This window comes from Streptomyces sp. NPDC101181 (assembly GCF_044767975.1).
Lineage (GTDB): Bacteria > Actinomycetota > Actinomycetes > Streptomycetales > Streptomycetaceae > Streptomyces.
On sequence record NZ_JBIWOX010000010.1, the window covers coordinates 205,194 to 228,386 of the forward strand.

The following is a 23,193-nucleotide window of genomic DNA, read 5'->3' on the forward strand; positions in this document are numbered from 1 at the left end:
CCGTTCACCCACGGCTAGTAGGGTGACGAACTCGGGCGCCCACTGCACCGGTTCGAGAGGTGGGGATACGGGAACATGACTGTCGGCATGAGCTCGCCGCGACCGGCGCACACCACCACTGTGCGCGCCGCGGGCGGCGATCCGGCCACGGGGGGAACCGGCTTGGACGACCTCGGCATCGACCCCGACGACCTTCCCGACGGTCTGGTCGTCGCCGACGAGACCGGGCACGTGATCTGCTTCAACGCCGCCGCCGCCCGCATCACCGACACCCCCCGCGAGGCCGCCCTCGGCCGCCCCCTGGACGCCGCCCTCCCGCTGGAGGACCTCAAGGGCAAGCGCTGGTGGCCGCTGACCGACCCGTACGGCGGTCTCGCCATCCGCACCGGCCAGCCCGAGCGCAATCTGCTGCTCCCCGGCGGCCGCGAGATCCTGGTCTCCGCCCGCTACGTACGCCGGACGCCCGCCGGGCCGGTGCGCCGGGTGGTGGTCTCGCTGCGCGGCACCGAGGCCCGGCGGCGTACCGAACGCAGCCATGCCGAGCTGATCGCGACCGTCGCCCACGAGCTGCGCTCCCCGCTGACCTCGGTCAAAGGGTTCACCGCCACGCTGCTCGCCAAGTGGGAGCGGTTCACCGACGACCAGAAACGGCTGATGCTGGAAACGGTCGACGCGGACGCGGGACGGGTCACCCGGCTCATCGCGGAACTGCTCGACATCTCCCGGATCGACTCCGGCCGCCTGGAGCTGCGCCGCCAGCCCGTCGACATCCCCGCCGCCGTCGCCCGCCACATCCAGGGCCTGATCACGGGCGGCCAGCCGCCCGACCGCTTCCGGGTCCGCGCCAAGGGGCCGCTGCCCGGCCTGTGGGCCGACCCCGACAAGGTCGACCAGGTCCTCGGCAACCTCCTGGAGAACGCGGTGCGCCACGGCGAGGGGACCGTCACCATCGAGATCGCCCCGGCACCCGCGCCGGGCGCCGACGACGAGACGGGAACGGCCGTCACCGTCAGCGACGAGGGCCCCGGCATCCCCGAGGAGTCCATGAGCCGCGTCTTCACCCGCTTCTGGCGCGGCAGCAAGCGCGGCGGCACGGGGCTGGGCCTCTACATCGTCAAGGGCATCGTCGAGGCCCACAGCGGCACCATCACCGTCGACCGGGGCCCCGGCGGCGGCGCCGAGTTCCGGTTCGTCCTGCCCGTGAGCCTGCCCGCCCATATGAAGTAGAGCCTCGCGCGGCGATCGGGCAGGGTGGCGGGGGGCGGCAGGGGGTGTGAGCGGCCCACGGGCGCCCCGACCGTCCCGCGGCCCGTAGACTCGGCCTTTGGCACCTTCGCGTCCAGCGGCATCGAGCCGGGTCGCGCCACCAGCCAATCGGAAGCACGGGAAGAGATGTCGGCACCGAACAAGTCGTACGACCCAGTCGAGGTCGAGGCACTGAAACCGGAAGAGATCGAGCGCCTGCGGGACGAGGCGTTCGCCGCCTTCGCCGCCGCCGGTGACCTCGACGCGCTCGCCCAGGCGAAGACCGCGCACACCGGAGGCACCTCGCCGCTGTCCCTCGCCAACCGCGAGATCGGCGCCCTGCCCCCGCAGGCCAAGGCCGAGGCGGGCAAGCGCGTGGGTCAGGCCCGCGGCGCCGTCTCCAAGGCGCTGGCCGCCCGCCAGGCCGAGCTGGAGGCCGAGCGCGACGCCCGGGTGCTCGTCGAGGAGGCCGTGGACGTCACGCTGCCCTACGACCGCGTCCCGGCCGGCGCCCGCCACCCGCTGACGACGTTCATGGAGCGCGTCGCGGACGTCTTCGTGGCCATGGGCTACGAGATCGCCGAGGGCCCCGAGGCGGAGGCGGAGTGGTTCAACTTCGACGCCCTGAACTTCGTGCCCGACCACCCGGCCCGGCAGATGCAGGACACCTTCTTCGTCCAGGGCACCACGCCCGACGGCAAGGTCACCGAGGGCGACGAGTCCGGTGTCGTCCTGCGCACGCACACCTCGCCCGTCCAGGCCCGCTCGCTGCTGGAGCGCGAGCCCCCCCTCTACGTCGTCTGCCCCGGCCGGGTCTACCGCACCGACGAGCTCGACGCCACGCACACCCCGGTCTTCCACCAGATCGAGCTGCTCGCCGTCGACGAGGGCCTGACCATGGCCGACCTCAAGGGCACCCTGGACCACATGGTCCAGGCGCTCTTCGGACCGGACATGAAGACCCGGCTGCGGCCGAACTTCTTCCCGTTCACCGAGCCGTCCGCCGAGATGGACATGGTCTGCTACGTCTGCCGGGGCGAGTCCGTCGGCAACCCCGACCGCCCCTGCCGCACCTGCGGCAGCGAGGGCTGGATCGAGCTGGGCGGCTGCGGCATGGTCAACCCCAAGGTGCTCACCGCCTGCGGCGTCGACCCCCGCAAGTACAGCGGATTCGCCTTCGGGTTCGGCATCGAACGGATGCTGATGTTCCGCCACAACGTCGAAGACATGCGAGACATGGTCGAGGGTGACGTCCGGTTCACCCGGCCGTTCGGGATGGAGATCTGATGCGCGTCCCGCTTTCCTGGCTGCGGGAGTACGTCGACCTGCCGGAGACGGAGACCGGCCGTGACGTCCAGGCCAAGCTCGTCTCCGTCGGCCTGGAGGTCGAGACCGTCGAGCAGATCGGCGCGGGCCTCAAGGGCCCCCTGGTCGTCGGGCAGGTCCTGACCATCGAGGAGCTGGAGGGGTTCAAGAAGCCCATCCGCTTCTGCACCGTCGACGTCGGCACCGCCAACGGCACCGGCGAACCGCAGGAGATCGTCTGCGGCGCCCGCAACTTCGCGGTCGGCGACAAGGTCGTCGTGGTCCTCCCGGGCGCGGTCCTGCCCGGCGACTTCGCGATCGCCGCCCGCAAGACGTACGGCAAGACCTCGCACGGCATGATCTGCTCCACCGACGAGCTCGGCATGGGCGACGACGGAACGCACGGCATCATCGTGCTGCCGCCCGAGCACGAGGCCGGCACCGACGCGATCGAGCTGCTCCAGCTCGTCGACGAGGTCCTGGACATCGCCGTCACCCCGGACCGGGGCTACTGCCTCTCGATGCGCGGGGTCGCCCGCGAGACGGCGACCGCCTACGGGCTGCCGCTGCGCGACCCGGCGCTGCTGGACGTGCCCGCGCCGAACGCGTACGGCTACCCGGTCCAGATCGCCGACCCGCTCCGCTGCGACCGCTTCACCGCGCGCACCGTCACCGGGCTCCAGCCCGACGCCCGCTCCCCGATCTGGATGCAGCGCCGCCTCCAGAAGGCCGGGATGCGGCCGATCTCGCTGGCCGTCGACATCACCAACTACGTGATGCTGGAGCTGGGCCAGCCGCTGCACGCCTACGACCGCAACCGGGTCGACGGGCCGATCGGCGTGCGCCGCGCCACCCAGGGCGAGAAGCTCACCACCCTGGACGGCACCGTGCGCGTGCTGGACGCCGAGGACCTGGTCATCACCGACGACCGCGGGCCCATCGGCCTCGCGGGCGTCATGGGCGGCGCCAACACCGAGATCGCCGACGCGGACGGCGAGCACGCGCTCACCACCGAGGTCGTCATCGAGGCCGCGCACTTCGACGCGATCTCCATCGCCCGCACCGCGCGCCGCCACAAGCTGTCCTCCGAGGCGTCCAAGCGCTTCGAGCGCGGCGTCGACCCGCAGGCCGCCGCCGCTGCCGCGCAGCGCACGGTCGACCTGCTGGTCCTGCTGGCGGGCGGCACCGCCGAGGCCGGGGTCACCGAGATCACCACCCCCTCCGCCCCGCGCACCGTCGCGATGCCCGCCGACCACCCGGACAGGGTCGCGGGTGTGGCGTACGGGCGGGAGACCGTCGTCCGCCGCCTCCAGGAGGTCGGCTGCGACGTCTACGGGCAGGACGAGCTGATCGTCACCGTCCCGTCCTGGCGGCCCGACCTCGCCGAGCCGAACGACCTCGCCGAGGAGGTCATCCGGCTGGAGGGCTACGAGAACCTGCCCTCCACCCTGCCCACGCCCCCCTCCGGCCGCGGTCTCACCGACCGCCAGCGGCTGCACCGCCGCATCGGCCGGGCACTGGCCGGGGCCGGTTACGTCGAGGCGCTGAACTACCCGTTCACCGGCGACGCGGTCCTGGACCAGCTCCGGCTGGAGGCGGACGACGAGCGCCGCCGCACGGTCAGGCTGGTCAACCCGCTCTCCGACGAGGAGCCCTCGCTGCGCACCACGCTGCTGCCGGGTCTCCTCGGCGCGCTGCGCCGCAACGACGGCCGCGGCAGCCACGACCTGGCCCTCTTCGAGACGGGTCTGGTCTTCCTGCCCCACGCTCCCGGCTCCGTTCGAGCAGGGGAGGCCCCGTCGACCGGCCAGGAGACGCCCGCCGCCCGGCTGCCCGTCGACCGCCGCCCCACCGACGAGGAGATCGCCAAACTGGACGCGGCCCTGCCGCACCAGCCGCGCCACGCCGCCGTCGTCCTCGCCGGCGCCCGCGAGCAGGCCGGTTGGTGGGGCAAGGGCACCCCGGCGACCTGGGCGGACGCGGTCGAGGCCGCCCGGACCATCGCGGCCGAGGCCGGGGTCGAGGTCACCGTCCGGGCCGGCCGGTACGCCCCGTGGCACCCGGGCCGCTGCGCCGCGCTGTACGTCACCGTGAACGGCGAGGAGACCCTCTTCGGACACGCGGGCGAACTGCACCCGCGGGTCGTCAAGGCGCTCCACCTGCCCGAGCGGACCTGCGCCGCCGAGGTCGGCCTGGACGTGCTGGAGCGGGCCGTCGACGGAGCGCTGCGGGCGCCGAGGATCTCCACCTTCCCGGTGGCGACCCAGGACGTCGCGCTCGTCGTCGCCGGGGACGTCCCGGCCGCCGACGTGGAGCGGGCGCTCTCCGAGGGCGCGGGTGAACTCCTCGAATCGCTGCGGCTGTTCGATGTCTTCACCGGCGAGCAGATCGGTACGGGCAACAAGTCCCTGGCGTACGCGCTGCGTTTCCGCGCCGCCGACCGCACGCTGACCGTCGAGGAGGCATCGGCCGCCCGGGACAGCGCGGTGGCCCTGGCCGCCGAGCGGACGGGCGCGGTGCTGCGCGGGGCGTAGGGACCGGGCGCGACGGCGCTGAGAAGGGGCGTGTCCGGCCACCGGACACGCCCCTTCTCCCTGTCCCGCCGAGCGGCGGGGGACCACACGCGGACCTGGGCGGGAACCGGGAGGAAGCGCGGTTCCGTGCCGCTGTTCCGCAGCCACCCTCCTTCGTCGTCGGGGCAGTGGGCCGTGCGGTCCTGACGCCGTCCGCGCTGCCTCGGAGTGTCGGGCAGGACAGCAGTGCGGACGGCGCGGGACGGGTCGTCAACCGTTACGAGGGGGAGCCGACGACCCGGCCGCCTCTTGCGAGGGAGCCCATTCAACCGAGACCGGGCACGGCACGGCAGAGCGCACAGCAGGAGGGTTCGGGCATTCCGTTCACACCCCGTGTGAATCGTGCTCCACTAGGCTGATCGCGACACGCACCTGGGGGGACGATGGAGCCCAATGTCCTGCTCGAATCCCTGATCGAGGAGGCCGCGGTTTCCCGGGCGGGCCTGGCCGGTCACGTCAACCGGGCGGGCCGGAACCGGGGTCTGAGCCTGCGGTACGAACACACCGCGGTCTCCCGCTGGCTGAAGGGCCAGCGCCCGCGCGGCCAGGTGCCGGACCTGATCTGCGAGGTGCTGGGCGGGCGGCTGGGGCGGCCGGTCGGTCTCGACGACATCGGCATGGGCGCCGCGGCCGCCTCGACCGCGGAAACCGGCGTCGAGGGCACATCCCTCTCCGGGTTCGTCGACCGGGCCACCGCGCTGTGGCGCTCGGACGAGCAGCGCCCGCATCTGGCCCAGGTGCCCGCCGTCACCGGCACCACGGCGGTGATGCCGGTCTGGGAGTGGGAGAACCCCCCGGAGGACACCGACGTCTCGCGGCCGGGGCCCGGCCGGGTCAGCGAGGCCGACATAGCGATGCTCAAGGCGGCCCGCGACCACTACGAGCAGATGTACCGCAAGACCGGGGGCGTGGCGACCAGGTCCCGGATCGTCCGCTTCCTCAACGCCGAGGCCGCGCCGCTGCTGCGCGGCGGCCACGACGACACCCTGGGGCGGGGGCTGCACCGGGCGACAGCGGGTCTGGTCGCGGTGGCGGGCATCTGCGCCTACGACTCCGACGCCCACGGGCTCGCCCAGCGCTACTTCCACCAGGCGCTGCGGCTCGCCAAGTCCAGTGGCGACCGGGGACTGGGCGGCTACGTGATCGCGCTGCTGGTCACCCAGTCCCTGTTCCTCGGCGACTACCGGCGCTCCATCGCCTTCGCCGAGGCGGCGCTGCGGGCCGCCGGGGCGCACATCACCCCGGCCCTCGCCGCCGATCTGCACGCCATGCAGGCCAAGGCGTACGGCAGGCTCGGCGACGCGGCGAGCGCGCGGGCCTGCATCGGCCGGGCCCAGACCCAGGCGGGCCGCATCCGCGCGGGGCGCGAACCGGACGAGACGGGGTATGTGCAGCCCGGCCTGGTGGACGTCCAGGTGGCGGAGGCCCTGCTCAGCATCGGGGACCTGCCGGGGGCGCGGGAGCACGCGGCCTCCGCGGTGCGCGCCCCGGCGCACGACCGGGGGCGCGTGCACCGGCTGGCAATGCTCAGCCATATCGAACTGCTCCAGGGCGAGCCGGACCGGGCGGCCGGTACCGCCGCCGAAATGGCGATAAAGGCCCGGGGCATGGAGTCCCAGCGGCTGCGCGACCGGCTGCGGCAGGCCCGCGCCCAGTTGGCGGAGAGCGGCTGCGCCGACGCCGTGGAGACCGCCGGTCTGATCGCCGGGGCGCTCCGCGTGCCTCTGTGAGCTCCGGGGCCGCCCCGCCGTTCGTTCCGCTCCACCGCCGACCCTGCTGGCATGTTGACCTCAACATGTCGAAAGGCGGCAGAACCGTGCAGTGGACGAACTTAAGCGAACAAAATGTGTACCAGAATCCTTGGTTCCGGGTGAATCTGGCCGATGTGGAGCTGCCCGACGGCAGACACCTCGACCACTTCGTCATCCGGCTGCGCCCCGTCGCGGCGGCCACCGTCGTCAATGAGGCGAACGAGGTGCTGCTGCTGTGGCGCCACCGCTTCATCACCGACAGCTGGGGCTGGGAGCTGGCCGCCGGGGTCGTCGAGGACGGCGAGGACATCGCCGCCGCCGCGGCCCGGGAGATGGAGGAGGAGACCGGCTGGCGCCCCGGCGAGCTGCGCCCGCTGCTCACCGTCGAGCCCGCCAACGGCCTCACCGACGCCCGGCACCACCTCTACTGGTCCGACGAGGCGCACTGGACCGGGCCGCCCGCGGACGCCTTCGAGTCCTCCCGGCGCGAGTGGGTACCGCTCAAGGTGGTCCCGGACATGATCGCCCGCGGCGAGGTGCCCGCCGCGAACATGGCGGCCGCGCTGCTGATGCTCCACCACCTGCGGCTCTGAACGCGCGGGAGCCGGTCCCGGAAGATCCGGAACCGGCTCCTTTCGGATACGGGGTGCTCAGGTGGACGGGGAGAACGCCGTGGCCCGCTCTCCTTACCCCTGGGAGGCGGTCTGCTCCGCCCTTCCGCCGGAACGGCGCTCAGGCGGAGGGAATCCAGCCTCAGCGCCGAGTCTGCCGCCCGCGTCCATGGTTCACCCATTTTCCACCGACGAGGATCGTCGCGGCCAGAAGGGAAAACAGCACGGCGGAGACGGCCACGCGACCTGCAGGGGGAAGGGAGCTCTGAGCCCACATCACGGCAGGCAGGCAGACGACCCCCAGAGCGAGGATGGCGAGGAGAAGGACGGCCAGTCGGCCACGGCCCTTCCGTTTCATCTGCTCTCCCTTCGGAGTCGGCCGCACAGCGGGGAGGTACGGAGCGCGCGAGCCTCCGGACCACCCCGCTGTGTCTGGCATCGCTCTCGGACTTTCAGGCCTGAGGAGCGGGTCAGGAGGACTTGACGGCCTTCGCTGCTTTGATCACACCGCCGAGGCCGGCGCTGACCGCTCCTCCTGCCGCGCCTTCGGCGCATGCCTGGCCCTTCGAGGAGTTGTCGATGGCTGCTGTGATCACCCCGGAGACGCAGCCAGCGGCTGCGCCTCCGAGGACTGGGCCGACGACTCCGTCCAGAGCGGCACTCGCGATGGTGCCGGCCGCGGCACCGACCACGGCTCCCAGCACGCTCAGTCCGCCCGGGTCGATGCGGTTGAGCGGGTCGCCCTCCGCGTAGAGGTAGGGGTTGACCTCCTGTCCCGAGGGGTCGGGCTGGGTGAAGCGCCCGGTGGCGGGGTCGTAGTAGCGGGCCTCCAGGTGGTACAGCCCGGTCGGGTCGAGGTAGCCCGCGGCGAACCGGTAGGGCTGGCCGACGCGTTCGGCCGTGCCCTCCCTGGACTCGCCCTGGGGGGTGTAGGCGTAGGTGTTGACCATGTTGCCGGTCTCGTCCACGAGGCCGATGACCGAGCCGATGGCGTCACTCAGGTAATAGTGGCTCTTGCCGCCCGTGGTGACGGAGTTCAGGGTGCCGCCCGGCTCCCGGACGAACTCGGTGTCCTTGCCCCCCTGCGTCTGGCCGGAGAGGCCCAGCGGGCCGTTGTGGAAGGCGATGGCTCCCAGCCGGGTGCGTTCGCTGTTGTCGGTACTGGCGTACTGGGCGTCGTGCACGGTGTTCTCGACCCGCAGGGACGAGAGCTGCCCGTGCGCGGTGTACCGCTCGGCCGACCGGGCGGGGGTGCCGGCGGGGGCGCCCGCCGTCTCGTTGCCCGCCTTGTCGTAGGACCAGCCCGTGGTGACGCCGTTGGTGGCGACGAGCTGCGACGCCGCGTCGTAGCCGTAGAGGGTGGAGCCGGGGCAGCCGGGCGAGGTGCCGCGCGAGGTGAGGTTGCCCGCCGGGTCGAAGCAGCTCTGCCAGGACTTCTTGGTTCCCGAGGGGTGGCTCTCCTCGGCCAGGGTGAGGCGGCCCGTGCCGTCGTAGCTGTAGTCGGTCCTCGTCCTGGTCAGGTCGTCGTTGCGGGAGCGGATCTTGACGCCGTCCTTGTTCTGGCCGCCCGCGGTGTAGCCGTAGGTGTAGGTGAGGCTGCTGATGACGATGCCGGAGGGCGCCGCGGCTCGGACCCGGGTGGGCCGTCCCGAGGCGTCGAGTTCCTGGAGCTGGACCGTCCCACCGGGATAGGTGGTCCTGGTGCGCCGGTCGTTGTTGTCGTAGTCGTAGGTGGTCCGCTTGCCGTCGGGGCCGGTCAGCGATGTCAGCCGGTCGGCCGCGTCCCAGGCGTAGCGGGTCGTCCCGCCGGGATCGGTGTAGGTGCTGACGTTGCCGTCCGCGGTGTACGCCAGCACGGTCTCCGACCCGTCCTGGAGCCTGCGGACGGTCTCCCGGTTCAGGGCGTCGAACCGGTAGGACTGGGAGCCGGTGGCGTCGGTACGGGCGGTCAGGTTGCCGTCCCCGTCGTAGTCGTAGGTGACCGTCGGGGTGTTGGAGGAGGTGACGGAGACGACGCGGTCGCGCCGGTCGTAGCCGTAGACGACCTTCACACCGCGGCCGTCGGTGACGCTGGCCACGCGGCCGAGCGCGTCATAGGTGTAGCCGGTCGCTCCCAGCGGGGCCGGCGGGGTGGCGCGTTCCAGGTTCCCGGCGCTGTCGTAGCGGAAGTTCGTACGCTGCCCGTTGGCGTCGGTGGCCGAGCAGCGCTGGCCCCGGAACCCGCCGCAGTCGGCGGTGGCCGGGTTGTAGGTGAAGGTGCGCTTGCCGCCGCCGGTGCCCGTCGTGGTGACCGAGAGGGTGTTGCCCGCGGTGTCGTAGGCGTAGTCGGTCTTCTGCCCGTCCGCTCCGGTGGAGGTGCTGGGCACTTCGGTGCCCGCGACGGTCTGCCAGGAGCCGCCAGCGGTCGCCCCGGTCGGCAGCTTCGTCGACACCGGGTTGTTGCGGGCGTCCCAGCCGTAGACGGTGACGTTCCCGCCGCCGCCCCCGCCACCGGTGCCCATGGCGTCGGTCGCGGTCTGCACCAGGTGGCCCTGGTAGGCGGTGGACCGCTGGTGCCCCAGGCCGTCGGTGACCCGGGTCACTTCGCCCTCGGCGTTGTGCTCGTAGGTGGTGGTGTGCCCGAGCGGGTCGGTCACCTTGGTGCTGCCCGCGTCCAGGGCGCCGGGAGCGCTGTAGGCGTAGGTGTGGGTGGGACCGGTCGCGGGGTCCCCGGCGCCGTAGCGGCGGAGCGAGGTGATCCGGTCGGCCGCGTCATAGGTGAACGCGGTGGAGCGGCCCCCGGGTGAGGTGACGCGGGTGACCCGGCCGTCCGTGTCGTACGCGAACCCGGTCGTGGCGCCGGAGGTGTCGGTGGTGCGGACGAGGTTGCCCTGGCCGTCGAGTTCGTACCCCGTGGTGCGGCCGCCGTTGTCGGTCGCCTGCCACCGGGTCGCGCTGGAACGGGTCAGGTCGATCCACCGGCCCGAGCGGGTCTCGGTCAGCTTGAAGCCCTCCGGCGCGCCGCTGCCGCTGCGGTGTCCGGACACCGTGATCACCCCGCCGTTGCGGTCGGTGACCTGGGTCAGCCGGCCCTGGGCGTCGTAGGTGTCGCTGGTGCCGCTCGCCCGGTCGGTGAGGGTGTGGGTGCCGTCGGCGCTCTTGCGGAGGTCGACGGAGTAGCCGGTCGGGGTGGTGAGGGCGCCGTCCGCGGCACGGACGAAGCGGAGCCCGGCCCCGGTGTCGTCGAAGTGGGTCACCGCGTCGGCCGCGCTCAGATCGAGCGACCGCTCGTACCCCAGCCACCACGGGCGGCTGACCTGCCCGGAGGGCGCGTCGAGCGAGTTGTAGGTGCGGGTCAGGGTCAGCGACTGTCCCGCTCCGGCGATCTCGGCGTCGGTCGCGGCCAGCATCAGGTTGCCGGTCGAGTGGTCGATCCGGCCGACCAGCGCGTCGGTGATACGGAAGTCGGTGATCCGGTGCCAGGGCACGTCGCCCTGACCGGCAGGCGCGGCAGCGGCCGCCGCGCGGTCCAGCGGCGCCCGCTCGCCCCGCCGGAGCCGCTGGTCCTCCCGCTGCTGCCAGGCGCGCTGACCGGCGGAGGGCGGGCGGGAGGAGACGCTCTGCGGTGGCCGGTTGGAACCGGTGACGACCGCCGGGGGCCGCGCCCGGCCGTTGTCCCCCCAGTGGCTGCCGGCGGGAGCGTCCGGTGCGCTCGGCGCCGACGGCGCGGCCAGCGCGGGCGCCGGTGCGGCGGTGAGGGCGAGTGCGAGCAGGGCGGCCGCCGCCGCTCCACGGGCTCCGGGGCGGCGTGGCCGCCGAGGTCTGAACAGGCCGAGTGTGCTGGTCATGCGTTCCCCCTTGTCGCGGCGGCCGGGAGATCGTCCGCGGTGCCGCAAGGCTGCGTTGTTGCCGCCGTCAAGGTGGCACAGCGAGTGGGAGAACAGCGTCTCTTTTCCGTGAAGCACGAAAGGTTGTCGGCTCGAATGAGCCAAAGCGCCACATGGGCCGCACCGCCTTCCGGGATCCGGCCACGTGGCCGACGTGCCCCGACGCGAACCCGGGGTGACGGTCGGATTGGCCGGATCACATCCCCGGAATATGGGCCTCCTTTCTCGTTAACCGGTACAAATGTTGTCGTCGCCGGACTCCGGGGGGATCACCGCTGGACGAACCGCGTTTCTCCGAACCACGCCCGGGTACCCGCCGCACCTTACTGATGGCCTGTCAGTCCCGTTCGCGCGGTCGGCTTTCCACTCTCCGCACACCCTCATCGAGGAGTTGGCTCCATGCGTATCCGCACCCTGGCCCCGCTGGCCATCGCCCTGTCCGTCGCCACCACTCTGGCCCTGGCTCCGACCGCTTCGGCGGAGCCCGATCCGTCCGGCTGCCCGAAAGAGAATTTCTGCATCTACGCGGGAGAAGGCCAGACCGGCACCGTTCTGGTACGCACCCCGAACAACTGGACGGGCAGCGTCAGCGGGAAATCATTCTTCAACAACGGGATTCCGTTTCCCAACGAGGACCACATCCAGCTCACCTGGACCTACGGCGGCCGCACCCACGAGAAGTGCTTCCACTACAACCCGGGTCCCGGCGAATACAAGGCGGATTTCCTCGGCGGAGTCGTCTTCACCAAAGCGACCTGGCGTGGTGAATGCTGAATTCCTCTTGAGGGAAATCCGCTCCCGGCCGTCGTCCCGGTGTGCGGGCGGCGGGCGGTGAGACCCCGGCGGGCCCGGAGAGGTGAATGCCGGGCCCGCTCGCGCGACGGTCAGTAGGGGTAGAAGCCCGAGCCCGTCTTCCGGCCGAGGCGGCCCGCGTCGACCATGCGCTGGAGCAGCGGGGGAGCGGCGTACAACGGCTCCTTGTACTCCATGTACATCGAGTCCGCGACCGAGGCCACGGTGTCCAGGCCGATCAGGTCCGCCAGCTTCAGCGGGCCCATCGGGTGGGCGCAGCCCATCTCCATCCCGTTGTCGATGTCCTCGCGGCTGGCGATGCCCGACTCGAACATCCGGATCGCCGAGAGGAGATACGGGATCAGCAGGGCGTTCACCACGAACCCGGACCGGTCCTGCGCGCGGATCGCGTGCTTGCCCAGCACGTCGCGCACCACGGACTCGGCACGCTGGATCGTCTCGTCCGACGTGGTCAGCGCCGGGATCAGCTCGACGAGCTTCTGCACCGGGGCCGGGTTGAAGAAGTGGATGCCGATGACCCGGTCCGGGCGCGAGGTGGCGACGGCCAGCTTCACCAGCGGGATCGAGGAGGTGTTGGACGCCAGGATCGCGTCCTGCCGGACCACCACCTGGTCGAGCACCTGGAAGATCTCGGTCTTGACCTGCTCGTTCTCCACGACGGCCTCGATGACGAGGTCGCGGTCGGCGAACTCACCGAGGTCGGTGGTGAAGCTCAGCCGGCCGAGGGTCTCGTCCCGCTCCTCCGCGGTGATCTTGCCCCGCTCGGCGGCCTTCGAGAGCGAGTTGTGCAGACGGGTGCGACCGATCTCTAGGGCCTCGCCGGTGGTCTCGGCGACCTTCACCTCCAGGCCGCTGCGTGCGCAGACCTCCGCGATACCCGCGCCCATCTGGCCACAGCCGACCACTCCGACGCGTGCAATGTCGGCCATAGAGTCCGTCACCTCGTGCCTTTCGCCGTTCTCCGTATCGCAGGGTCCCGTGTGATTCCGGTGCCCGCCTCGACTCCCCGACGTTACTCCGCGCGCCGACGCGGGCGGCTTGCGGGTCATTGCGGCTACGGATGGGCATGATGCCGTTACGCACCGCTGTCGAAGCGCGGTGCGGTCGGCGGAGACAGCGGCGGAGAGAGGCGAAGCACCATGCGGCGTACGGGACTGGCGAGAAGGGCTTTCGTGCTGAGCGCGGCCGGACTGCTGGCGGCGATGACCACGGCCGGTGACGCGGTCGCCTCCCCGGCGAGGTGGCGGCGGGGCGGCGGGCTCCCGGAGGCGGCGGGGGAGGTGCGGGGCATGTGGATCGCCACCGTCGCCAACATCGACTGGCCGTCGAAGCCCGGTCTCACCGCGGCGCAGCAGGAGGCCGAACTGCTCGCCTACCTGGACCGGGCGGTCGAGCTGCGGCTCAACACGGCGGTGCTCCAGGTCCGGCCGACCGCCGACGCCCTGTGGCCCTCGCCGCACGAGCCGTGGGCCGACTGCCTCACCGGCACCCAGGGCAAGGACCCGGGCTGGGATCCGCTCGGCACGGCGGTGCGCGCGGCGCACGACCGGAGCCTGGAGCTGCACGCCTGGTTCAACCCGTACCGCGTGGCGAACCACACCGACCCGTCCCGCCTGATCGCCTCCCACCCGGCCCGCAAGCACCCCGACTGGGTCGTGCCGTACGGCGGGAAGCTCTACTACAACCCCGGGCTCCCGGAGGTCCGCCGCTTCGTCCAGGACGCGATGCTGGACGCGGTGCGCCGCTACGACATCGACGCGGTGCACTGGGACGACTACTTCTACCCGTATCCGGTGGCCGGGCAGAGCTTCGACGACGACGCGGCCTTCGAGCGGTACGGCGGAGACTTCGCCGACCGGGCGGCTTGGCGGCGCGACAACATCGACCGGCTCGTGCGCGAGACGGGGGAACGGATCCGGGCGGTCAAGCCGGACGTCCGGTTCGGCATCAGCCCCTTCGCGGTCTGGCGCAACAAGGAGACCGACCCGCTGGGTTCGGACACCCGGGCGGGTGTGGAGACCTACGACGACCTGCACGCCGACACCCGCAAGTGGGTCAAGGAGGGGTGGATCGACTACATCTGCCCGCAGATCTACTGGCACATCGGCCAGACCGCCGCCGACTACGCCGAGGTGCTGGCCTGGTGGAGCGGGACCGTGCGGGGGACGGGCGTCGACCTGTACGTCGGGGAGGCGCTGTACAAGGCGGGCGACCCGGCCCAGGCCGAGGCCTGGCAGGACCCGGCCGAGCTCTCCCGCCACCTCACTCTCGCCAAGGACCACGCGGAGGTGGGCGGGCACGTCTTCTTCTCCGGCAAGAGCGTGCGGGCCGACCGGATCGGCGCGATGCGGCGCGTGGTGAGCGACCACTACACGGACCGGGTCCGGCTGTATCCGGCACACGGCCGCGAGGGTCGCTGAAACCGGCCGCGGCCGCGGCCCGCCCGTTGGGTGGCGGCGATGCAGAGGAGAACGGCCACCGCCGCCACCGGAGCCGCCGCCGACACCTCCTCGCCCAGCAGGAAGAAGGACCACACAAGCGTCAGCAGCGGCTGGGCGAGCTGGAGCTGGCTGGCGCGGGCGACGCCGATGGCGGCCATGCCCCGGTACCAGACGTACAGCCCCAGAAAGGTGGAGCCCGCGGCCACCCAGACCAGGCCGAGAACCCCGTGGGCGCTCGGGCGGACGGGCTCCAGGGACAGGGCCATCACGCTGCCCGCCACCGCGAGCGGCAGACACAGCACCAGCGCCCAGCCGACCACCTGCCAGCCCGGCATCACCCGTGCCAGCCGTCCGCCCTCGGTGTACCCGGCCGCGCACACCAGCAGCGCGCCGAACAGATACAGGTCGCCCGTGGTCAGGGTCCCGCCGCTCTGCCACACCGTGAAGCCGATCACCACGGCGGCCCCGGCGAGGGCCGCCGCCCAGAACGTCCGCGACGGCCGTTCGCCGGTGCGCAGGGAGCCCAGGACGGCCGTGGTCAGCGGCAACAGGCCCACGACGACGGCCGCGTGCGAGGTGGTGGAGGTCTCCAGGGCCAGCGTCGTCAGCAGCGGGAAGCCCACCACCACACCGCCCGCCACCACCGCGAGCCCGGCCCAGTGTCGGCGCCCGGGCGGCGGGATGCGGCCCGCCAGCAGGAAACCGCCCGCGATCACGGCGGCGAGCACGCTGCGCAGGGCGACCAGGGACCACGGACCGAAGCTCTCCAGCCCCCACGCGGTACCCGGGAAGGTGAGCGAGAACGCGACGACGCCGAGCGCGGCGAGCACCGTGCCGCCCCGACCGGTCGGCGGCGCGGAGGCGCGGGCGGCACCCGGGGCGGCACCGGAGGTGGCCGGTCCTGCGGTTGCCCCCGCTCCCGGGGACGTGACCGCTATCGAGGACGAGGGGGTAGCGCTATTCTCTGCTCTCATGCAGGAGCGTAGCAGCGTCACCGAACTGGTCACTTTCCTACGGGCCGAGCTCCACCGCTACTCTCCCGGTGGAAAGCTGCCGTCGAGCCGGGTCCTCGTCGAGCGGTTCCGGGTCAGCCCCGTCACCGTCTCCCGCGCCATCGCCCAGCTCGCCGCCGAGGGGCTCGTCGTCACCCGCCCCGGCTCCGGCGCCTTCCGGGCCCGGCCCCGGGCCGGACTGTCCGCCCCGGGCGACACGTCCTGGCAGGAGGTGTCGCTGAGCGGCGACGGCGGGCCCGAGGCGGTGCCGCGTACGGTCGACGCCTCCGGGGTCCTGGTCACCCTCGCCGCACCGCCTCCCGGTGTCATCGAGTTCAACGGCGGCTACCTCCACCCCGGCCTCCAGCCGGAACGGGCGCTGTCGGCCGCCCTGGCGCGGGCGGGCCGCCGGCCGGGGGCCTGGGGCCGCCCCCCGACGGACGGACTGCCCGAACTGCGGTCCTGGTTCGCCCGCGAGATCGGCCCCGCCGTCTCCGGCAGCGACGTCCTGATCACCGCGGGCGGCCAGAGCGCCCTGGCCACCGCCCTGCGCGCGCTCGCCCCGCCCGGCGCCCCGGTCCTCGTGGAGTCGCCCACCTACCCCGGGATGCTCGCCGCCGCCCGCGCCACCGGGCTGCGCCCCGTACCCGTCCCGATGGACGCCGACGGGATCCGCCCGGAGCTGCTCGCCGACGCCTTCCGGGCCACCGGCGCCCGGGTCCTCGTCACCCAGCCGCTCTTCCAGAACCCCACGGGCGCCATCCTCTCGGCCGCCCGGCGCCCGGAGGTCCTGGCGATCGCGCGGGCGGCGGGGGCGTTCGTCGTCGAGGACGACTTCGCCCGGCGGCTCGTCCACGACGACGCGGGGCCGCTGCCCGCGCCGCTGGCCGCCGACGACCCGGACGGCGTCGTCGTGCACGTCTGCTCGCTCACCAAGGTCACCTCGCCCAGCCTGCGGGTCGGCGCGCTGGCTGCCCGGGGCCCGGTGCTGGAGCGGCTGCGCGCCATCCAGGTCGTCGACAGCTTCTTCGTGCCCCGGCCGCTCCAGGAGGCCGCGCTGGAACTGGTCGGCTCCCCGTCCTGGGCCCGCCACCTGGCCGCCGTCTCCCGGGAGCTGGGCCACCGCCGTACCGCCATGGCCGCCGCCCTCAGCAGCGAACTGCCCGCGCTCACCCTGCCGCACCTCCCGGCGGGCGGCGGCAGCCTCTGGCTCCGGCTGCCGGACGGCGGGGCGGGCGCGGGCGCCGACGAACCCGCCGTCGTCTCGGCCGCGCTGCGCGCCTCGGTCGCCATCGCCCCCGGCCGCCCCTACTTCTGCGCCGAGCCCCCGGCCGGACACGTCCGCCTGAGCTTCGCCGCGGTCTCCGGGGCGGCCGAGATCGCGGAGGGCGTCCGCCGCCTCCGTACCGCCTACGGGTCGTTGACGGGACCGGCGGCCCCGGCCGCGGGCGACGGGGCTCCCGCGGAGTGACGGCACGGTACGCGAGGAGTCTCGGCGGCAGGCCCTCTTGACCGGACTGGCGTTCGGCCCGACGATCCCGCCATGACGCTTCGGGTCACCCTGGTCGCAGCGGCGCGCAGTTCCTCCCAGCTGTCCGAACGCTTCGACGACGACCGCCCGCTGGACCGGGCGGGCTGGTACGAGGTGGGGCTCGTCGCGCACACGCTGATCCCGCTCGGCGCGGCCGAACTGCGCTACTGCTCCCCGACGCCGCGCAGCCGCGCCACCGGGGACGCCCTGGGGCTGGCGCCGATGGCACAACCCGCGCTGCGCGACTGCGACATGGGGCACTGGCGGGGGCTGACCCTGGGCGAGGTCACCGCCCGTGAACCGGACGCCGTCAACGCCTGGCTCGCCGATCCGCGCAGCGCCCCGCACGGCGGCGAGTCCTTATTCGGCTTCATCGGCCGGGTGGGCGGCTGGCTCAACACCCGCCCCGCCGACGAGGGCCTGATCGTCGCCGTGGCCGAACCCGCCGTGATCCGCGCCGCCCTCGTCTACGCGCTGAACGCCCCGCCCACCGCGTACTGGAACGTCGACGTCCGCCCGCTCTCCACCGTCACGCTGGCGGGACTGCCGGGCCGCTGGAGCCTCCGCCTGGAGGCGGCCGTGCCCTGACGGCACGGGGCGGGAATCCACCCGGGTTTCCCCTGCGTCGCCCGGGAATGTGAGGATGGCTCCATGACAACCAAGGTCTACTTCGACATCACCATCGACGACGCGCCCGCTGGGCGTATCACGTTCAACCTGTTCGACGACGTCGTCCCCAAGACGGCGGAGAACTTCCGCGCGCTCGCCACCGGCGAGAAGGGCTTCGGCTACGCCGGCTCGTCCTTCCACCGCGTCATCACGGACTTCATGCTCCAGGGCGGGGACTTCACCCGCGGTGACGGCACCGGCGGCAAGAGCATCTACGGCGAGAAGTTCGCCGACGAGAACTTCCAGCTCAAGCACGACCGCGTCGGCCTGCTCTCGATGGCCAACGCCGGGCCGAACACCAACGGTTCGCAGTTCTTCATCACCACGGTGCTCACCCCGTGGCTGGACGGCAAGCACGTGGTCTTCGGCGAGGTCGCCGACGAGGACGGCCTGGCCCTGGTCCGCAAGATCGAGGCGCTCGGCTCCTCCAGCGGCCGCACCCGCGGCAAGGTCACCATCGCCGAGTCCGGCGTCCTCTGACCGGCACGGACCCGACGCGGGCCCAGCCGCTACCGGCCCAGGGGCCACAGGTCCAGTGGCGAGAGGCCCAGGAGTGACAGGAAGCCCGGCCGACGCGGTGCGTCGGCCGGGCTTCCGGCTGTTCCCCCGGGGGCGGTCACTCCGACCGGGCGGCCCGCTCCGCGTTGCGCTCCTTGATCCGCGCCGCCTCCTTGCGCACCTCGGCCTGCGTGGCGCGCTCCTTGCGGAGCCATTCGGGCATCTCGTCCTTGAGCGCGTCGATCTGCTCGGTGGTGAGCGGTTCGGTGACACCGCCGCGGGCGAGTCCCGCGATGGAGACGCCCAGCTTCGCGGCGACCACGGGGCGCGGGTGCGGACCGGTGCGGCGCAGCTCCACCAGCCAGGCCGGCGGGTCGGTCTGGAGGGTGTCGAGCTCGGTGCGCGAGACGGCACCCTCCTGAAACTCGGCGGGGGTGGCCTGGAGGTACACACCCAGCTTCTTCGCCGCGGTGGCGGGCTTCATGGTCTGGGCGGTCTTGTGCGACGTCATGGGTCCAGGGTATCGACCGTGGGACATACCTCCGACCACGGACCGGTAGCCTGAACCCGTGACAGGCTCGGACATCCCCTCATCCTTCCGGCTCGCGTACGTCCCCGGCGTGACGCCCACCAAGTGGGTGAGGGTCTGGCACGAACGGCTGCCGGGAACCCCCCTGGAACTCCTTCAGGCCACGGCCGCCCTGGCCCCCGGGCTGCTGGTGGACGGCGGCGCGGACGCGGGCCTCGTCCGGCTCCCGGTGGACCGGGACGTCCTGAGCGCCATCCCCCTCTACACCGAGACGACCGTCGTCGTGATCCCCAAGGACCACGTCGCGACCGCCGCGGAGGAGCTGTCGCTCGACGAGCTGGCCGACGAGACCGTGCTGCACCCCCTCGACGACGTCCTGGGCTGGGAGACCCTCCCGGGCCGCCCCGCGATCGAGCGCCCGGCCACCACGGCGGACGCGGTCGAGCTGGTCGCGGCGGGCGTGGGCGTTCTGCTGGTGCCCCAGTCCCTGGCCCGGCTGCACCACCGCAAGGACCTCACCTACCGGCCCGTCCGGGAGGCCCCCGAGTCGCGGATCGCCCTCTCCTGGCCCGAGGCGGAGACCACCCCCGACCTGGTGGAGGAGTTCATCGGGATCGTCCGGGGCCGCACGGTCAACAGCACCCGGGGCCGCGCGGCCGCCGCGTCGCAGCAGGCGGCGAAGGCGAAGGCCGGGGCGAAGACGAAGCGGACCGGTCAGAGCGGTGGAGCGGGCGGCCGGACGGGCAAGCAGCCGGGCAAGCCGACCGGCCGGACGGCGGGCGGCCGGGCCGGTGGCCGCGGGGGCGGAGGCCAGGGCGGCAAGCGCGGCAAGCCGCGCGGCGGACGCTGAGGGCGCGCGCAGGCCACCTGGACGGACAGCCGTCGCTGCGCCGGACGGCACGGACAGGCGTGCGGGCCCTCCCGCCCGGTATGGACAGCTATGCGGACGCCGCGGGAGGGACCGTCACCGGACGCCGGGCGGAGGGACCGCCCCCGACGCCGGACGGGGAAGGGCTGATCTACGGAGGCCAGCGCGGAGGCTCGTGCGGACGCCCCTGCGCGAGGACGTCCGGACGTCGCTGCCGTACGGAGGGCGAAGGGCACAGGGCACATGACGCATGGCACAGGGGCGCCCGGCGCCGAGCTCCCGGCCGTTCAGGTCGCCACCCCACGGCCGCGCTCTCGTTGACGAGGTATCCGCCGTACCTCCGGGAGCACCCGTACGATGCCGAACATCCGCACCACCCAGCACCTCGGTCTCCTCGGGATGCTGCTGATCGCCGTGGCCTTCGCCGGGCTCCAGCTGACCGCCGTCACGGGCCGCGCCTCGCCGGACACCAAGAACTACCTCTCCTACGCCCTCAGCCTCAGCGGCGAGAGCCGCCAGGAGGCGGGCCGCCGCGCCATCGCGTACTCCTGCGACAGCGCGCAGCACGCGCCGATCCCCACGATTCCCTGGACCAGCAGGAAGGCGGCGGGGGAGACGGAGGCCGCGTGTGTGCGACGGCTGACCGACTCGGTCGCGTACTGGTCCCGTAACGGCAACACGTCCGGGATGACCGCGCCGTTCGCCAACCACCGGTTCATGGCCATCTTCGAGTCGCGCCCCGGCTATCCGCTTCTCCTCATTCCCTTCGTGACCCTCTTCGGCACGGTGTGGGGCCTCTGGCTGGCCGGGCTGGTCGTCGCGCTGGCGGGGAGCGTCTGTGTGCTGCTCGCCCTGCGTTCCGCCGGCGCCTCCTGGCGTGCGGGGCTGGCCGGTCAGGCGCTGTACCTCGCGCTGCCGACCGGCACCGTGGCGATGCACCCGCTCAGCGACGGGCTCGCCCTTGCGCTGGGGACGGCGGTCGTCCTCGGCTGCGTCCTGCTGTTGCGGGGCCGGGAGCGAAGGGGCGCGGCGCTCGTCGTGGGCGGCCTGGCGCTGATGTTCCCGGTGCGCTACTCGCAGGCCCTGCTGCTGGCCGCCGCCCTGACCGCGGGATTCGCGTTGCGGTGGGCGTGGCACCGGTACCGGGGACGGCCTCAGGCCCGCGCCGGCCGGGCGGCCGTGCTGTGCGGGGTGCTGGCGGCGGCGGTCTACGCGGGTGCCCACCTGCTGTCCTGGCCGACCGGTCAGGACAGCGCCCAGGACCTGCTGACCCACCACTACCAGCGACCCGACCTGCCCGACCCCTGGCCCGCGTTCTTCGCCCAGGAGCGGGTCTTCTGGACGGCCTGGCTGCACCGCCAGGCGACGTATCCCGTGCTGCCGGTGCTGCTCGCCCTCACGGGCTGGGCGCTGTGGACGCGGCGCTCCGTGATCCTCCCGATGGCCCTGGCCGCCGGGGCGGCCGGTCTCCTCAACCAGGCGGGTCACCCCAACCTCGACCAGCTGCTCGGCCACCGCCTCATCGTCTTCCTCTGGCTGCTGCCCGTCCTCACGATTCCGCTGCTCGTGGACCGGCCGCCCCGGCGCCCGCCCGGCGAGGCGCCCCCGGCGGGCGACGACCTCGTCACCTCGGCGAAGCCGCCCGCCTCGCCGCTGTCGTCGTCCGGCTAGGACGAGCCCTGGGAGCGAGGGTTCAGGGGCCGCGCCAGATGTTGGCGAAGGCGGTGTTCTCGATGGTCCGCCTCTGCCGGACGGCTTCCAGCTCCATCACCGCGTCGTGCACGGCGGCGACGACGGTGGTCGCCGTCTCGTCGTCGAGCTGGAGCGCGTCGTCGGAGGGCTCGCCGTCGAGGCCCACGACCGAGGCGAGGGCGGCCAGGACGGGCTCTCCCTCCTGACGGCGGCCGACGGCACGGCGTCGGCCGGGCGTCTCCACCAGCTCCACCCGCTTGGGGCCGAAAGGCAAGCGGCCGCTCCTCTGCTGCCTGAGCTCCCCGTCCGCCTCCAGGGCGTCCTGGTAGACGGCCGCGAGACCCTCGCCGCGGCGCCACAGCCAGTCCTCGATCCGCTCGTAGGGCGGTTGCCGGGTGATCAGCGCGGCGGCCTCGCCGAGCAGCCGGTCCTCCGGCGCGGCCGTCCCGCCCGGCACGACGTGTTCGCCGTCCAGGGTGACGGCTCCCGTCCCGGCCAGGTCGAGCAGCTCGGCGCCCGCCAGCGCGAGCGACAGGTCACCCTGCCCCACCGGGTGCTCCGGCCCCGGGTCCATCGCGATGATGAACAGGTCTTTCGCCGTGGTCATGAACGGCTCCCCTCAAAGCGTCCGTCGAGGCCGGGCCCCACCGGCCGGGCCCGGCCGGTGGGGCGGCCGTCACCACCAGTATCGCCCGGCCCGGCGGGGAGAAACAGGCACTCGTTGCATAAAAGTGCGGCACTGCGTATAGTCATGCCCTCTACGAGGAGGGTCACCGATGGTCGTACGTGCAGCAGTCGCCGGGGCGAGCGGATACGCCGGTGGTGAGCTGCTCCGTCTGCTGCTCGCCCACCCCGGGACCGAGATCGGCGCGCTCACCGGCCACTCCAACGCCGGACAGACCCTCGGCTCGCTCCAGCCGCACCTGCGGCCGCTGGCCGACCGGGTGCTGGAGCCCACCACCGCCGAGGTGCTCGCCGGGCACGACGTCGTCTTCCTGGCGCTGCCGCACGGGCAGTCCGCCGCCGTCGCCGAACAGCTCGGGGACGACGTCCTCGTCGTCGACATGGGCGCCGACTTCCGGCTCAAGGACGCGGGGGACTGGGAGACGTTCTACGGATCGCCGCACGCCGGGACCTGGCCCTACGGGCTGCCCGAGCTGCCGGGCGGGCGGGCCGCGCTCGCCGGGGCGCGGCGGATCGCGGTGCCGGGGTGCTACCCGACCGCCGTGTCCCTCGCCCTCTTCCCGGCGTACGCGGCGGGGATCGCCGAGCCGGAGGCCGTGATCGTCGCCGCGTCCGGCACATCCGGGGCGGGCAAGGCGGCCAAGCCGCACCTGCTCGGCTCCGAGGTGATGGGCAGCATGACCCCGTACGGCGTCGGCGGCGGGCACCGCCACACGCCCGAGATGATCCAGAACCTCAGCGCCGCCGCCGGTGAGCCGGTCACCGTCTCCTTCACGCCCACCCTCGCGCCCATGCCCCGGGGCATCCTCGCCACGTGCAGCGCGAAGGCGAGGCCCGGCGTCGGAGCGGAGAGCCTGCGCGCCGTCTACGAGAAGGCCTTCGCCGACGAGCCGTTCGTCGACCTCCTGCCCGAGGGGCGGTGGCCCGCCACCGCCGCGGTGTACGGCTCCAACGCCGTACAGGTCCAGGTCGCCCACGACCCGGCCGCCGGACGGATCGTGGTCGTCTGCGCCATCGACAACCTCGCCAAGGGCACCGCGGGCGGCGCCCTGCAGAGCATGAACATCGCCCTCGGACTCCCCGAGGACACCGGACTTCCGACGATCGGAGTGGCACCGTGAGCGA

18 protein-coding genes are annotated in these 23,193 nt (G+C 73.1%); 13 read left to right on the forward strand and 5 right to left on the reverse strand.

The window, feature by feature from the left end; translation table 11 throughout:
* Window positions 1-75: 75 nt before the first annotated feature.
* The 5 genes from ACIRRU_RS17420 to ACIRRU_RS17440 all read left to right on the forward strand — a co-directional run bounded on the left by ACIRRU_RS17420 (window position 76) and on the right by ACIRRU_RS17440 (window position 7,467).
* On the forward strand, window positions 76-1,227 hold the full coding sequence (locus ACIRRU_RS17420) for an ATP-binding protein (protein ID WP_403681158.1): 1,152 nt from the start codon (window positions 76-78) through the stop codon (window positions 1,225-1,227).
* A 165-nt stretch (window positions 1,228-1,392) separates the two neighbouring features.
* Complete coding sequence (gene pheS / locus ACIRRU_RS17425; protein ID WP_363202380.1) at window positions 1,393-2,532, forward strand: phenylalanine--tRNA ligase subunit alpha; 1,140 nt, start codon at window positions 1,393-1,395, stop codon at window positions 2,530-2,532.
* Window positions 2,532-5,084, forward strand: coding sequence for a phenylalanine--tRNA ligase subunit beta (gene pheT / locus ACIRRU_RS17430; protein WP_403681160.1), 2,553 nt, complete (start codon window positions 2,532-2,534; stop codon window positions 5,082-5,084). Before pheS ends, pheT begins: the two co-directional genes overlap by 1 nt.
* Window positions 5,085-5,506: 422 nt before the next feature.
* On the forward strand, window positions 5,507-6,853 hold the full coding sequence (locus ACIRRU_RS17435) for a transcriptional regulator (RefSeq protein WP_403681162.1): 1,347 nt from the start codon (window positions 5,507-5,509) through the stop codon (window positions 6,851-6,853).
* An 86-nt stretch (window positions 6,854-6,939) separates the two neighbouring features.
* A complete protein-coding gene (locus ACIRRU_RS17440; protein ID WP_403681164.1) occupies window positions 6,940-7,467 on the forward strand; it encodes an NUDIX domain-containing protein in 528 nt (175 codons plus the stop codon).
* Window positions 7,468-7,955: 488 nt separating this feature from the next.
* On the opposite strand, the gene ACIRRU_RS17445 is transcribed toward ACIRRU_RS17440, so the two are convergent.
* Window positions 7,956-11,312, reverse strand: a complete 3,357-nt coding sequence (locus ACIRRU_RS17445) for an RHS repeat-associated core domain-containing protein (RefSeq protein ID WP_403681166.1) — start codon at window positions 11,310-11,312, stop codon at window positions 7,956-7,958.
* A gap of 438 nt (window positions 11,313-11,750) precedes the next feature.
* Between ACIRRU_RS17445 and ACIRRU_RS17450 the strand changes: the two genes are divergently transcribed.
* Entirely contained in the window at window positions 11,751-12,125 is a 375-nt protein-coding gene (locus ACIRRU_RS17450) for a hypothetical protein (RefSeq protein ID WP_403681169.1), read from the forward strand.
* 110 nt (window positions 12,126-12,235) lie between these two features.
* Here the strand turns inward: ACIRRU_RS17450 and ACIRRU_RS17455 are convergent, their stop codons facing one another.
* Window positions 12,236-13,093, reverse strand: coding sequence for a 3-hydroxybutyryl-CoA dehydrogenase (locus ACIRRU_RS17455; protein ID WP_403681170.1), 858 nt, complete (start codon window positions 13,091-13,093; stop codon window positions 12,236-12,238).
* A gap of 243 nt (window positions 13,094-13,336) precedes the next feature.
* Here ACIRRU_RS17455 and ACIRRU_RS17460 point away from each other — a divergent pair, with 243 nt between their 5' ends.
* Window positions 13,337-14,584, forward strand: coding sequence for a glycoside hydrolase family 10 protein (locus tag ACIRRU_RS17460; RefSeq protein WP_403681172.1), 1,248 nt, complete (start codon window positions 13,337-13,339; stop codon window positions 14,582-14,584).
* On the opposite strand, the gene ACIRRU_RS17465 is transcribed toward ACIRRU_RS17460, so the two are convergent.
* The gene (locus ACIRRU_RS17465; protein WP_403681175.1) at window positions 14,533-15,579 is read right to left on the reverse strand and encodes a DMT family transporter; all 1,047 of its coding nucleotides are present in this window, start codon (window positions 15,577-15,579) and stop codon (window positions 14,533-14,535) included. The genes ACIRRU_RS17460 and ACIRRU_RS17465 overlap by 52 nt on opposite strands.
* Here ACIRRU_RS17465 and ACIRRU_RS17470 point away from each other — a divergent pair.
* The 3 genes from ACIRRU_RS17470 to ACIRRU_RS17480 all read left to right on the forward strand — a co-directional run bounded on the left by ACIRRU_RS17470 (window position 15,578) and on the right by ACIRRU_RS17480 (window position 18,277).
* Window positions 15,578-17,068, forward strand: coding sequence for a PLP-dependent aminotransferase family protein (locus ACIRRU_RS17470; RefSeq protein ID WP_403681177.1), 1,491 nt, complete (start codon window positions 15,578-15,580; stop codon window positions 17,066-17,068). The two genes, ACIRRU_RS17465 and ACIRRU_RS17470, sit on opposite strands and share 2 nt — an antisense overlap.
* A 72-nt stretch (window positions 17,069-17,140) precedes the next feature.
* Entirely contained in the window at window positions 17,141-17,716 is a 576-nt protein-coding gene (locus ACIRRU_RS17475) for a histidine phosphatase family protein (protein WP_403681180.1), read from the forward strand.
* A gap of 63 nt (window positions 17,717-17,779) precedes the next feature.
* Window positions 17,780-18,277 carry a peptidylprolyl isomerase gene (locus ACIRRU_RS17480; protein ID WP_363202391.1) on the forward strand — a complete coding sequence of 166 codons (498 nt, stop codon included), beginning with the start codon at window positions 17,780-17,782 and terminating at the stop codon, window positions 18,275-18,277.
* A gap of 136 nt (window positions 18,278-18,413) precedes the next feature.
* Here the strand turns inward: ACIRRU_RS17480 and ACIRRU_RS17485 are convergent, their stop codons facing one another.
* The gene (locus ACIRRU_RS17485; protein WP_403681183.1) at window positions 18,414-18,806 is read right to left on the reverse strand and encodes a DUF5997 family protein; all 393 of its coding nucleotides are present in this window, start codon (window positions 18,804-18,806) and stop codon (window positions 18,414-18,416) included.
* Window positions 18,807-18,864: 58 nt separating this feature from the next.
* Between ACIRRU_RS17485 and ACIRRU_RS17490 the strand changes: the two genes are divergently transcribed.
* Both ACIRRU_RS17490 and ACIRRU_RS17495 read left to right on the forward strand, forming a co-directional pair.
* Window positions 18,865-19,674: a LysR family substrate-binding domain-containing protein gene (locus ACIRRU_RS17490; RefSeq protein ID WP_403681185.1), complete on the forward strand. Its 810-nt coding sequence runs from the start codon at window positions 18,865-18,867 to the stop codon at window positions 19,672-19,674.
* Between the two features lie 375 nt (window positions 19,675-20,049).
* Window positions 20,050-21,363, forward strand: a complete 1,314-nt coding sequence (locus tag ACIRRU_RS17495) for a hypothetical protein (protein ID WP_403681187.1) — start codon at window positions 20,050-20,052, stop codon at window positions 21,361-21,363.
* A 22-nt stretch (window positions 21,364-21,385) separates the two neighbouring features.
* Here ACIRRU_RS17495 and ACIRRU_RS17500 read toward each other — a convergent pair whose 3' ends face one another.
* Window positions 21,386-21,991, reverse strand: coding sequence for a GPP34 family phosphoprotein (locus tag ACIRRU_RS17500; protein WP_403681190.1), 606 nt, complete (start codon window positions 21,989-21,991; stop codon window positions 21,386-21,388).
* A 169-nt stretch (window positions 21,992-22,160) separates the two neighbouring features.
* On the opposite strand from ACIRRU_RS17500, the gene argC reads away from it, so the two are divergent.
* Window positions 22,161-23,189 carry an N-acetyl-gamma-glutamyl-phosphate reductase gene (gene argC / locus ACIRRU_RS17505; RefSeq protein ID WP_403681193.1) on the forward strand — a complete coding sequence of 343 codons (1,029 nt, stop codon included), beginning with the start codon at window positions 22,161-22,163 and terminating at the stop codon, window positions 23,187-23,189.
* Window positions 23,190-23,193 lie beyond the last annotated feature (4 nt).

Excerpts from the sequence above, each read along its gene's own strand:
- ACIRRU_RS17475 (WP_403681180.1), top strand. The coding sequence starts at position 17,141 with ATGACGCTTCGGGTCACCCTGGTCGCAGCGGCGCGCAGTTCCTCCCAG.
- ACIRRU_RS17465 (WP_403681175.1), bottom strand. The coding sequence starts at position 15,579 with ATGAGAGCAGAGAATAGCGCTACCCCCTCGTCCTCGATAGCGGTCACG.
- argC (WP_403681193.1), top strand. The coding sequence starts at position 22,161 with ATGGTCGTACGTGCAGCAGTCGCCGGGGCGAGCGGATACGCCGGTGGT.
- ACIRRU_RS17500 (WP_403681190.1), bottom strand. The coding sequence starts at position 21,991 with ATGACCACGGCGAAAGACCTGTTCATCATCGCGATGGACCCGGGGCCG.
- ACIRRU_RS17470 (WP_403681177.1), top strand. The coding sequence starts at position 15,578 with ATGCAGGAGCGTAGCAGCGTCACCGAACTGGTCACTTTCCTACGGGCC.
- pheT (WP_403681160.1), top strand. The coding sequence starts at position 2,532 with ATGCGCGTCCCGCTTTCCTGGCTGCGGGAGTACGTCGACCTGCCGGAG.
- ACIRRU_RS17435 (WP_403681162.1), top strand. The coding sequence starts at position 5,507 with ATGGAGCCCAATGTCCTGCTCGAATCCCTGATCGAGGAGGCCGCGGTT.
- ACIRRU_RS17455 (WP_403681170.1), bottom strand. The coding sequence starts at position 13,093 with ATGGCCGACATTGCACGCGTCGGAGTGGTCGGCTGTGGCCAGATGGGC.
- pheS (WP_363202380.1), top strand. The coding sequence starts at position 1,393 with ATGTCGGCACCGAACAAGTCGTACGACCCAGTCGAGGTCGAGGCACTG.
- ACIRRU_RS17495 (WP_403681187.1), top strand. The coding sequence starts at position 20,050 with ATGCCGAACATCCGCACCACCCAGCACCTCGGTCTCCTCGGGATGCTG.
- ACIRRU_RS17480 (WP_363202391.1), top strand. The coding sequence starts at position 17,780 with ATGACAACCAAGGTCTACTTCGACATCACCATCGACGACGCGCCCGCT.
- ACIRRU_RS17445 (WP_403681166.1), bottom strand. The coding sequence starts at position 11,312 with ATGACCAGCACACTCGGCCTGTTCAGACCTCGGCGGCCACGCCGCCCC.
- ACIRRU_RS17485 (WP_403681183.1), bottom strand. The coding sequence starts at position 18,806 with ATGACGTCGCACAAGACCGCCCAGACCATGAAGCCCGCCACCGCGGCG.
- ACIRRU_RS17420 (WP_403681158.1), top strand. The coding sequence starts at position 76 with ATGACTGTCGGCATGAGCTCGCCGCGACCGGCGCACACCACCACTGTG.
- ACIRRU_RS17450 (WP_403681169.1), top strand. The coding sequence starts at position 11,751 with ATGCGTATCCGCACCCTGGCCCCGCTGGCCATCGCCCTGTCCGTCGCC.